Source organism: Paenibacillus sp. FW126-R14 (assembly GCF_058789495.1).
On sequence record NZ_JBYTBS010000109.1, the window covers coordinates 1 to 9,868 of the forward strand.

A 9,868-nucleotide genomic window follows, 5' to 3' on the forward strand; every position below is an offset into this window, starting at 1 on the left:
ATATAGATGTACCCAATCTATTAACTGGATATAAACTTAAAGTTATTGACTTTATTCAAAAACCTGTTTGTCAAAAGCAACTAATTCACGCAGTTGAAGAAGCAAAAAAAAGAAATTACCTGAAGACATGTTATTCGTCACTTAATGAGATTCAGCATCAAACTTGCTGTAAATGGATTTCATGTAAGACAAAACACAGAACTAGAGACATACCTGAAAATGTAATAGTGTATATCCATAAAGAAGATAAACTTTCAAGTAATATCTACCTTTCTGATGGAGAGGTGGTAAAATCCTCTTCAACATTAAAGGAAATACTTGAACAATGTCCTACCCAAATATTTCGTTCTCATAAAAGTTTCCTTGTAAACATGAGATACATTAAGTCAGTATTAGCGAATACGGAAGTTTGTGGCTGTTATGACATTGCACTTTCAGGTTCAAGTCAAATAGTTCCTCTATCAAAAAAGTCATACGATAACTATTTAAATATGAAAACCCAACTTAGTAATCCCTAAAAGTAAATCAATACTGAAAAGAGGTGAAAACGTTTGGTAAATCTAGGGATTGTTCTTGACGTTAAGATGGCGAACTTTCGTTATTGCTTGCTTCTGCTTTTAATGATAATAAGACTGCTACAGGTTATGCTCCTACAGGCCGGTCACAACATATCCATACCTTACCTCCCTACAACAATAAATCATAATGGTTTAATTCCTTTCGGAGGTGAATGCAAAAAAGATGCTGAAGCAAGTATTGATTCATGGAAACAAGTAAAGTTGTTCCTAAGAGAAAATCTTAATAAATTAACATAACACTAATAACTTCCAAATAAGAGGAGAGATGATTGAATATGTCAAAACATTTACCATTTGAAGAACCTCTTGTTGAATTACGACGAAAAATCTCTGAACTTCAGAACTTTGGTGTCGAAAAAAATCTCGACTTTAGTAATGAAATCAACATTCTAGAAAATCGTTACGCTGAACTTAAGAATTCAATTTACCAGAATCTTTCTGCTTCAAATAAAATGTCAATTGCTCGTCACATTTCTCGCCCAACAACATTAGATTATATCAATTTAATATTTACAGACTTTGTAGAGCTTCATGGCGATCGATTAAGTGGTGACGACCCAGCAATTATTGGTGGTATTGCTAAACTCAATGATATACCTGTAACAGTTATAGGACATCAAAAAGGAAAAGATACAAGAGAAAATATTTATAGAAAATTTGGAATGCCTGACCCTGAGGGATTTCGTAAAGCATTAAGACTTATGAAACAGGCTAATAAGTTTAATCGTCCGGTTATAACTTTCATCGATACTCCCGGTGCTAATCCTGGAGCGAAAGCCGAAGAACATGGGCAAGCGGAAGCAATAGCTCGGAATTTAAGTGAGATGTCAACTATGAGAATCCCAATAATTTGTGTTGTAATTGGTGAGGGTGGGAGTGGTGGTGCATTAGCAATTAGCGTCGGAAATCGTATTTTAATGTTAGAAAACTCCATTTACTCAGTTGCATCACCAAATGCAGCAGCAGCAATCTTATGGAAAGATTCTGCACTTGCTGATAGAGCAGCAGATGCAATGAAAATAACCGCTAATGATTTAGAAGAATTTGGTATAATCGATGGGATAATACCTGAGCCAAAAGGAGGCTCTCATTTGAATCTAGAATTACAAGCAAATTATATTAAAGAATCAATTATAGAAAATCTACAACAGTTGAGATCTAAAACTGGAGAGAACCTAATCGAGGAACGATATAATAAGTTTAGGAAAATAGGTGCTTTGGGATACGAAAGGCAATAATTCACAATATCCAACAATAGATACAAAAATTTCTAATAACTTATCCCAAGAAACTAACTTTATTCTGCTTTTTCAGTTGAATGAGCAGCTTTCAGTGTCCAGGCGTAACTACAGCGGACCACAAGTTCACATTACACAAGAAGCGTATGAAATAAGGGGCTATCCATCGGGTCATTCCTGACCCTTTGAGACAGCCCCTTTCTATTGCGGCTTGCTTTCACAGCAGCCCCCATTCGTTAAAAGTCGTTGCCGTTCCGCAGTCCGCACAGAACTTCGCATCCGCTTTATTCACCTTAGAGCAGCCCTTGTGCAGCAATGTTTTTTCCTTTGTACACCTGTTTTTAAGCGGAGCTCCGCATTTGATGCAGTATCTTTCCTCTTTGTCAGCGACATATTTGCATCGGACACACTGCTGAAATTCCTTCTCGGCCATTGCCTCACCTTCTTGAAGTAGGTTTCCTCTACTCCAAGTATATGACGGCATTCCAGCCAATGGTGCTTTCGGGACTTTACCGTTTTCCATTTTCTTCTGGCGACCATGTATAAAAACAGCTCTTTTTACCCCACCCTATGAGGTAAAGGAGGTGAATGAACCATGGCAAAAGATGTGCTTTGTGAAGTGAATTCTTGCAAACATTGGGCAAATGGCAATAAATGCAATGCATCCTCGATTTATGTCGTGAGCCACCACGGCAGCAATCAAGCGCGCAATTCGGAAGAAACCGACTGCAAAACGTTTGAATCCAAAATTTAATGTTTACACCACGTTAGAACTACGATGAAGGAAAGAAGAGGCCCCGAGGGCCTCTTTTTGTCTCTCTACTCCTATTGTAACCAATAATGATAATTATTATCATTGAATCTCCGAAAGATTTTCGAGGTCTCTCAAGTCCTGTGTCGGCGCTTGGCAGGCAAAGTTCTGGCACACATAAGCCGTCGCGCGCCCCCCGAGCGGCAGTTTGTCCTGCACGAGCGGAATCAGCTTGCGCACTTCTTCGCCTGCAGCGCCCGGCGGGTGAAGAATCAGCAGCGCATTCGGCAGGAACTGCCGCTGCACCGTGCGCAGCATGTGCTGCGTCTGAGGCTTCGCCGGGTCGCCGGCGATGACGATTTCGCTGGCTTCGCCAAAAGCGAAATCGATCGCGGCCAGCATGAGCGCATGCCCCGGCGGATAAGACGCGACAGCTCCGGCGAACGCCTGGAGCTGTACATCAGCGGCCTGCGACAGCTTCGCGTCGTAGGTCAGCCTGGCCAGCCGCTGCAGATTAAGCGCGGCTGCGGCGTTGCCCGACGGCATCGCGCCGTCGTAGATCTCTTTGGGGCGGGTGAGCAGCTGCTCGGCATCGCTGCCGTAGAAGAAGAGCCCGCCCTTCTCTTCGTCTCCGAAGAGACGAAGCATCTCTGCGTTCAGCTGGACGGCCTCACGTAGATAGCGCAGCTCGAACGTTGCCTCGTACAGCTCGATCAAACCCCAGACGAGGAACGCATAGTCGTCCACGTAGCCAAGAAAGGCCGCTTCGCCGTCCCGGTAGCGGGCCAGCAATCGCCCGTCTTCGCGGCGCAGCTCGCGCAGCAGGAAATCCGCAGCTTGCGCGGCTGCCTCTGCGTAAGCCGGTTTGTCCAAGGCTCGGGCGGCCTTGGACAGCGCAGCGATCATCAGACCGTTCCACGCGGTCAGAATCTTATCGTCCTTGCCCGGATGTATGCGCTGTTCGCGGTGCGCGAACAGCTTGGCTCGGGCAAGCTCGATCCGCTGCTTCAGCTCATCCAGAGGGATCTGCTTCCGCTTGGCGAAAGACTCAACCGTCATCCCGATGAGATTAGGGATGTTGTGCCCTTCAAAATTCCCCTCCTCCGTAATATCAAACAACTCGGAGAAGAGATCCCCATCGTCGATGCCAAGCACAACCTCTACCTCATCCGGTGTCCATACGTAGAATTTGCCTTCCTCGCCCTCCGAATCGGCATCCTCCGCCGAATAGAATGCGCCGCATTCATCCGTCATGTCCCGCAGTACATAATCGATGATTTGCTGTGCTACTTCCGCATACTTCTCTTTGCCGGTAACCTGGTACGCTTCCGTATAGGTCATGATGAGCAGCGCATTATCGTAGAGCATCTTCTCGAAATGCGGCACCAGCCACTTATTGTCAACAGAATGTCGCGCAAAACCAAATCCGATATGGTCGTACATGCCACCGCGATGCATCATGTCTAACGTCTTTTCGACCATCTCGAGGGCGCGCTCATTTCCCGTTTTCTTATAGTATCTGAGCAGGAAAGACAAGTTGTGTGCGGTCGGAAATTTCGGAGAACTACCAAACCCGCCAAACTCGGGATCAAACGCCTCTTCGTACAGGCGAAAGGCTTCATGCAGCGTTTCTTCCGTCAGTTCGCCGCCTGTACGGTGCTCCAGCAGACGATTGGTCGTCTCCTGCATCACCTGCTCACCGACCTCACGCACGCGCTCGGCGTCTTCCCGCCATTTTCCCGCAAGCTGCGCGATAATTTCCACCATCCCGGCACGGTTATATTTGCGGCTGCGCGGGAAATATGTACCTGCAAAGAAGGGCTTCTTCTCCGGGGTCAGGAACAACGTCAGCGGCCAGCCGCCTTGCCCCGTCAGCGCTTGGCAAACGGCCATATAGATGTGATCGATATCCGGGCGCTCTTCGCGGTCTACTTTGATCGAAATGAAATCTTTGTTCAGCATGTCGGCAACGGTCTGGTCTTCGAAGGATTCGTGTGCCATAACATGACACCAATGACAGGTCGTCCTATGCCTAACTACGAATACCCAATAGATAAGAAGACAGGCTTATTTTCCTGTTTGGCTTTCGCAAAAGCCTCTTCACACCAAGGGAACCAATCCACCGGATTGTGTGCATGCTGCAGCAAATACGGAGAATTTTCCATGGCTAATCTATTGGGTTTGTTGTTCGTTGTCATGGGGCATCACCTCCTTAACAAGTGAAAGCTTCGTTTGATTTTTTTATTACAATGGATAATTTATAATTAGCGTATTTGTTCAATTCCGTCAAGAATAGATCCAATTCATCGTTAGAAGGAAATCTGCACTCCAAGAGATAACAGCCCTCACCGCTAATTTTATAATTTTTCATGATGAATGGCTGTTGTTTTTCTATAAAGGTTAAAAAGGGACCATGATCCATGTTTTTTGTATAAATATTTATGAATGCTTGTACAGCATATCCAGCTTTTATTTGATTCAAATTAATCGTATATCCTTCGATTACACCTTGTTCCTCTAATTTAATCACCCTGGATGCTGCTGCCTGACCCGTCAAATGAACTTTCTGACCTAATTCTTTCATTGTGATACGACCATTATTTAATAGTTCCTCAAGGATTCTCCTATCCGTATAATCTAACAACAGAACAACCTCTTTCATAAATCAAGTCGTATTCAAATACACTTGATTTTATTTATGTACGACTTTCTCCTTAAATATTATCTTATAAGTGGAGTTTATAAAAGGAGGAACGCAGCATGAATATCAGACAAATCCGCAATGCAACAGTCATGGTGAACTATGGAGGAAAGAGATTTTTAATTGATCCCTTCTTAGCCAAAAAGGGAGCTTATCCGCCATTTCCTAACACGTTAAACCAGGACCAATGGAATCCAACGGTAGATTTGCCCATCCCTGTTGAAGAGATCATTGAGGCTGATGTTGTGATTGTCACTCACTTGCACCCTGATCATTTTGATCCTGCTGCAATCGAAGTATTGCCTAAGACGATTAAAATCATTGCCCAGTCTGAAAAAGAAGCAGAAGCAATTCGAAAAGAAGGTTTCCAAAATGTAGAATCTATCTCTCATGTTTTAAATATTGAAGGCATTAGCCTCACTAGAACATCCGGGAAACACGGAACAGGCGAAATCGGGGATTTGATGGGTGAGGTTTCAGGGGTTGTTTTTAACCACCAAGATGAAAAGACACTCTATATAGCAGGAGATACAATATGGTGCAGCGATGTTGAGGCCGCCATCAAGCAGCACAATCCCGAAGTGATTATTGTAAATGGAGGCGCTGCTCAGTTTCTTCAAGGCGATGCTGTGATTATGACGACAGAGGACATCTATCAAACGTATTTGGAAGCTCCTCAGTCGACGATCATCGTTTCTCATATGGAAGCTCTCAACCACTGCTTACTAACACGCAAGGAATTAAGAGATTTCATCCATGAAAAAGGTCTTTCTAACAGCCTATTAGTACCTAATGACGGGGAATTATTCTCTTTTTAATACGTCCAATAGCAACTTTCAGGATCTTTATCAAACAAAAACCCTTTAAATAGAGTCGTTCGAAGCTGATGTTGATCGGTCCGCTCTTGATATTGAATCCTGCAGCAAAGCTTGGGTTTAATCCAATATGTTTTCTGATCCATTTTTATTTCTATCTGTTTGGCTATTTCTAAAAAAGCCCGCTTATCATCTACTTCAAAACCGATTTCAACAATACCTACAGGTTTATACCTAACTGTTCTAAAATGCAGTCCTACGACCAAACCAAATTGAGGTTCTGTTCGATAACCTAAAATAATCGTGTCGATCGTTTTGAAATGTTTAATTTTCAACCAATCTTTCGTTTCCGCACCTAAAACATACTTTGAATCTTTTCGTTTGGCAACGATGCCTTCCATATCATTTTCGATGCTCCAAGCGCTTAAATCTTTGCCTCGCCCTTCAATAAAAGCGGTTGGAGTCATCACGTTTGTGCTGCGGATCATCTCATTCAGTCGATCTTTTCGGGTCATGAGTGGTTCATTTAGATGCTCAGAAGAAGTAAATAAAACATCAAAAGCAACAAATGCAGCAGGATGGGTCCTAAGCGCCGCTTTCATTTTTGCGGAATCAGAAATACGGACACGATAGGAAAAATCATCAAAAACCGATCTGCCGTCTCGAATGCAAACACCTTCACAGTCCAAAATTGCCGTATCTGCCTTTATGACGGAAATGGCTTCTTTCAACTCGGGAAATTTGCTCGTGACAACGTGACCATTTCGGGTATACGCTTCTAAACGTGTCCCCTGCTTATGTAAAAGTATTCTCCATCCGTCCCATTTGGGTTCAAAAATAAATCCATCATCATCAAATGCTTCTTTACCGACGGAAACAATCATTGGCTTTAAAGGAGAAAATAGCATATAAGTGCACCTTTTATTAGACTTCAAAGTAGAATTATTTCCATTATGTCCTTGATCCCTATGCAAGCATACTCTTTCTTATTTTCAACATAGAGCTTAACGGCTGAAAAGGCTATCTCTCAAGTCATTGAAATGGCTGGGGATAGCCTACTTTCGCCTAATTAGCATTACACTTCGCACAAACGCCATAAAACTCCACCCGAAAGCTCTCGACCTGGAACGCATAGTTATTCGTACCGTAAGCCATCAGCGCTTCGTTCTTACTTGCTTCCAAATCGTACATCTCGCCGCAAACTTTACAATTGAAGTGCCAGTGTTCGGTTTCGACCGTTTCAAAATGACTGGACTTATCGCCATTCGAGAGCTCTCTGACAACACCGATCACCTTCAGTTTTTTGAGTGTGTTATATACGGTTGCGTGGCTGACATAAGGAAATTTCTCTGTCATCTTCGTATAAATCCGATCAGCCGTCGGGTGCGACAATTGACAAAGAAGCTCGACGATATGAACGCGCTGGGGAGTTATGCGAAGCCCTGCTTCTTTCATTTTGCCGATAACAGTGTCCTTACACATTTTAACTCCTTTCCAATCTAAAGCAAAAAACAGTATTTAACTGCAAATACTGCTTTCTGCTTTACATTTTCTGCTTTAATGGTTTAAGACTTAAACGTAGTAAGCATTAATTAAGATCGAAACGATCCGCGTTCATAACCTTGACCCAAGCCGCTACAAAGTCCCGCACAAACTTCTCTTTGTTATCGTCTTGCGCATAAACTTCTGCAATCGCACGCAGCACGGAGTTTGAACCGAATACGAGGTCAACTGTCGTCGCTGTACGTACGACTTGACCTGTCTTGCGATCGTGTCCGTTAAACACGAATCCGTCTACAGGCTTCCACTGTACGCCCATATCCAGCAAGTTAACAAAGAAGTCGTTGGTGAGTGTGCCTACACGATCGGTAAATACTCCGTGTTTGGTGCCGCCGAAGTTTGTACCTAGTACACGCATACCGCCAATAAGGACAGTCATTTCCGGTGCTGTAAGGTTCAGCAGATGCGCCTTGTCTACCAAAAGCTCTGCCGGACTTACATGGTACTGTTTCTTTTGATAGTTGCGGAAACCGTCGGCAATTGGCTCAAGCACGGCAAAGCTTTCTACATCTGTTTGCTCTTGTGTGGCATCGCCGCGCCCGGAAACGAACGGAACCGTTACATCGAAGCCTGCATCTTGTGCGGCTTTTTCCACGGCAGCACTGCCGCCGAGTACAATCAAATCAGCCAAGCTAACGTGTATGTCCAGATCTTCTTGGATGCCTTCTAATATCGTAAGCACTTTGGTAAGCTGTCCCGGTTGATTCACTTCCCAGCTGTTCTGTGGGGCAAGCTGGATGCGGGCACCGTTCGCTCCGCCGCGCATATCCGTGCCACGGAACGTGCTGGCCGAAGCCCAAGCCGTAGTGACCAGCTCACTGACTGTAAGGCCGGAGTCGAGAATTTTTGTTTTAATATCTGCCACTTCAGCATCAGTTAACGTGTAATCCACGGCCGGAATAGGATCTTGCCAAATCAAAACTTCTTCCGGCACTTCCGGTCCAAGGTATCTCGCAAGAGGTCCCATGTCACGGTGCGTAAGTTTGAACCAAGCGCGAGCAAATGCATCTGCAAACTCTTCCGGATTCTCATAGAAACGGCGAGAAATCTTCTCGTATGCCGGGTCCACCCGCAATGCCATATCCGCTGTTGTCATTATCGTAGCAACACGTACTGACGAATCTTCTGCGTCCGGTGCAAGATGCTTCTCAGCAGGATTCACAGGAGCCCACTGATGTGCGCCTGCCGGGCTCTTCGTCAGCTCCCATTCGTAGCCGAAAAGCACTTCAAAGAAACCATTGTCCCATTGCGTAGGATTCGCAGTCCAAGCACCTTCAATACCGCTGGTGATCGTGTCGCGGCCTTTGCCTGAACCGTGCGTGCTTAGCCAGCCCAAACCTTGAGCTTCAATCGTTGCACCTTCCGGCTCAACACCAACAAGCGAAGCATCTCCAGCGCCATGCGCCTTGCCAAATGTATGTCCACCGGCTACGAGCGCAACGGTTTCTTCATCGTTCATTCCCATACGTTTGAAAGTTTCACGAATGTCTCTGCCACTTGCAAGCGGATCCGGTTTGCCGTTCGGACCTTCCGGATTCACATAGATAAGACCCATCTGAACGGCGGCAAGCGGATTATCCAGCTCACGATCGCCTGAGTAACGCTTATCTCCCAGCCATTCCGTTTCAGCGCCCCAGTAAATATCTTCTTCCGGATGCCAAACATCTTGGCGCCCTCCGCCGAAACCAAATGTTTTGCCGCCCATCGATTCAATAGCGACATTGCCTGTTAGAATGAACAAGTCGGCCCAAGAAATTTTATTGCCATATTTTTGTTTAATCGGCCATAGCAGTCTACGGGCTTTATCAAGGTTGCCGTTGTCAGGCCAGCTGTTTAGCGGAGCAAAACGCTGTGTCCCTGTTCCAGCACCGCCGCGGCCGTCACCCGTACGATATGTGCCTGCCGAGTGCCATGCCATACGAATAAAGAAGGGACCATAATGACCGTAGTCAGCCGGCCACCAATCTTGGCTGTCTGTCATTAAATTGCGCAGATCCTGCTTAAGCGCCTGGTAATCTAACTTTTTAAATTCCTCTGCATAATCAAAATCTTCGCCCAAAGGATTCGATTTGCGGTCATGCTGATGAAGAAGGTTTACACTCAATTGATTGGGCCACCAGTCTCTATTTGACGTTCCACTAGATTTATGACTTGTCGCGCTGCCGTGCATTACAGGGCATTTTCCAGCATTAGCCGTATTCATTGAGTCCATATCAAATCTCTCC

At 45.0% G+C, this 9,868-nt stretch carries 12 protein-coding genes; 5 read left to right on the forward strand and 7 right to left on the reverse strand.

What is annotated here, in order from left to right:
- From AC3WRW_RS32380 to AC3WRW_RS32390, 3 genes are all read left to right on the forward strand, one after another.
- Positions 1-518: LytR/AlgR family response regulator transcription factor (locus tag AC3WRW_RS32380; protein WP_492550330.1), on the forward strand; the 518-nt coding region annotated here is incomplete at its 5' end.
- Between the two features lie 126 nt (positions 519-644).
- Positions 645-815, forward strand: coding sequence for an acyl-CoA thioester hydrolase/BAAT C-terminal domain-containing protein (locus tag AC3WRW_RS32385; protein ID WP_492550338.1), 171 nt, complete (start codon positions 645-647; stop codon positions 813-815).
- A gap of 38 nt (positions 816-853) precedes the next feature.
- Positions 854-1,816 (forward strand): acetyl-CoA carboxylase carboxyltransferase subunit alpha, encoded by a 963-nt coding sequence (locus AC3WRW_RS32390; RefSeq protein WP_492550331.1) that lies wholly within the window; start codon positions 854-856, stop codon positions 1,814-1,816.
- A gap of 217 nt (positions 1,817-2,033) precedes the next feature.
- Here AC3WRW_RS32390 and AC3WRW_RS32395 read toward each other — a convergent pair whose 3' ends face one another.
- Positions 2,034-2,249 carry a double zinc ribbon domain-containing protein gene (locus tag AC3WRW_RS32395; RefSeq protein ID WP_492550332.1) on the reverse strand — a complete coding sequence of 72 codons (216 nt, stop codon included), beginning with the start codon at positions 2,247-2,249 and terminating at the stop codon, positions 2,034-2,036.
- Between the two features lie 162 nt (positions 2,250-2,411).
- Between AC3WRW_RS32395 and AC3WRW_RS32400 the strand changes: the two genes are divergently transcribed.
- Positions 2,412-2,570 carry a DUF1540 domain-containing protein gene (locus AC3WRW_RS32400; protein ID WP_167053977.1) on the forward strand — a complete coding sequence of 53 codons (159 nt, stop codon included), beginning with the start codon at positions 2,412-2,414 and terminating at the stop codon, positions 2,568-2,570.
- A 99-nt stretch (positions 2,571-2,669) separates the two neighbouring features.
- Here the strand turns inward: AC3WRW_RS32400 and AC3WRW_RS32405 are convergent, their stop codons facing one another.
- Genes AC3WRW_RS32405 through AC3WRW_RS32415 form a run of 3 tightly spaced genes read right to left on the reverse strand, consistent with a single transcriptional unit; the run spans position 2,670 to position 5,211 of the window.
- Positions 2,670-4,568, reverse strand: a complete 1,899-nt coding sequence (locus AC3WRW_RS32405) for a thioredoxin domain-containing protein (protein ID WP_492550333.1) — start codon at positions 4,566-4,568, stop codon at positions 2,670-2,672.
- Between the two features lie 35 nt (positions 4,569-4,603).
- Positions 4,604-4,765 carry a DUF255 domain-containing protein gene (locus AC3WRW_RS32410; RefSeq protein ID WP_492550334.1) on the reverse strand — a complete coding sequence of 54 codons (162 nt, stop codon included), beginning with the start codon at positions 4,763-4,765 and terminating at the stop codon, positions 4,604-4,606.
- Positions 4,766-4,779: 14 nt separating this feature from the next.
- Positions 4,780-5,211, reverse strand: coding sequence for an Lrp/AsnC family transcriptional regulator (locus AC3WRW_RS32415; RefSeq protein ID WP_492550339.1), 432 nt, complete (start codon positions 5,209-5,211; stop codon positions 4,780-4,782).
- Positions 5,212-5,327: 116 nt separating this feature from the next.
- Between AC3WRW_RS32415 and AC3WRW_RS32420 the strand changes: the two genes are divergently transcribed.
- Positions 5,328-6,086, forward strand: coding sequence for an MBL fold metallo-hydrolase (locus AC3WRW_RS32420; protein WP_492550335.1), 759 nt, complete (start codon positions 5,328-5,330; stop codon positions 6,084-6,086).
- On the opposite strand, the gene AC3WRW_RS32425 is transcribed toward AC3WRW_RS32420, so the two are convergent.
- From AC3WRW_RS32425 to katG, 3 genes are all read right to left on the reverse strand, one after another.
- Positions 6,083-6,967, reverse strand: coding sequence for an ATP-dependent DNA ligase (locus AC3WRW_RS32425; RefSeq protein WP_492550336.1), 885 nt, complete (start codon positions 6,965-6,967; stop codon positions 6,083-6,085). The two genes, AC3WRW_RS32420 and AC3WRW_RS32425, sit on opposite strands and share 4 nt — an antisense overlap.
- Before the next feature lie 181 nt (positions 6,968-7,148).
- Entirely contained in the window at positions 7,149-7,565 is a 417-nt protein-coding gene (locus tag AC3WRW_RS32430) for a Fur family transcriptional regulator (RefSeq protein ID WP_492550337.1), read from the reverse strand.
- A gap of 106 nt (positions 7,566-7,671) precedes the next feature.
- Positions 7,672-9,855 (reverse strand): catalase/peroxidase HPI, encoded by a 2,184-nt coding sequence (gene katG / locus AC3WRW_RS32435; RefSeq protein ID WP_492550340.1) that lies wholly within the window; start codon positions 9,853-9,855, stop codon positions 7,672-7,674.
- Positions 9,856-9,868: the final 13 nt, after the last annotated feature.

Coding starts and splice junctions, on each gene's coding strand:
- AC3WRW_RS32385 (WP_492550338.1), top strand. CDS start 645: ATGCTCCTACAGGCCGGTCACAACATATCCATACCTTACCTCCCTACA.
- AC3WRW_RS32390 (WP_492550331.1), top strand. CDS start 854: ATGTCAAAACATTTACCATTTGAAGAACCTCTTGTTGAATTACGACGA.
- AC3WRW_RS32395 (WP_492550332.1), bottom strand. CDS start 2,249: ATGGCCGAGAAGGAATTTCAGCAGTGTGTCCGATGCAAATATGTCGCT.
- AC3WRW_RS32400 (WP_167053977.1), top strand. CDS start 2,412: ATGGCAAAAGATGTGCTTTGTGAAGTGAATTCTTGCAAACATTGGGCA.
- AC3WRW_RS32405 (WP_492550333.1), bottom strand. CDS start 4,568: ATGGCACACGAATCCTTCGAAGACCAGACCGTTGCCGACATGCTGAAC.
- AC3WRW_RS32410 (WP_492550334.1), bottom strand. CDS start 4,765: ATGACAACGAACAACAAACCCAATAGATTAGCCATGGAAAATTCTCCG.
- AC3WRW_RS32420 (WP_492550335.1), top strand. CDS start 5,328: ATGAATATCAGACAAATCCGCAATGCAACAGTCATGGTGAACTATGGA.
- AC3WRW_RS32425 (WP_492550336.1), bottom strand. CDS start 6,967: ATGATTGTTTCCGTCGGTAAAGAAGCATTTGATGATGATGGATTTATT.
- AC3WRW_RS32430 (WP_492550337.1), bottom strand. CDS start 7,565: ATGTGTAAGGACACTGTTATCGGCAAAATGAAAGAAGCAGGGCTTCGC.
- katG (WP_492550340.1), bottom strand. CDS start 9,855: ATGGACTCAATGAATACGGCTAATGCTGGAAAATGCCCTGTAATGCAC.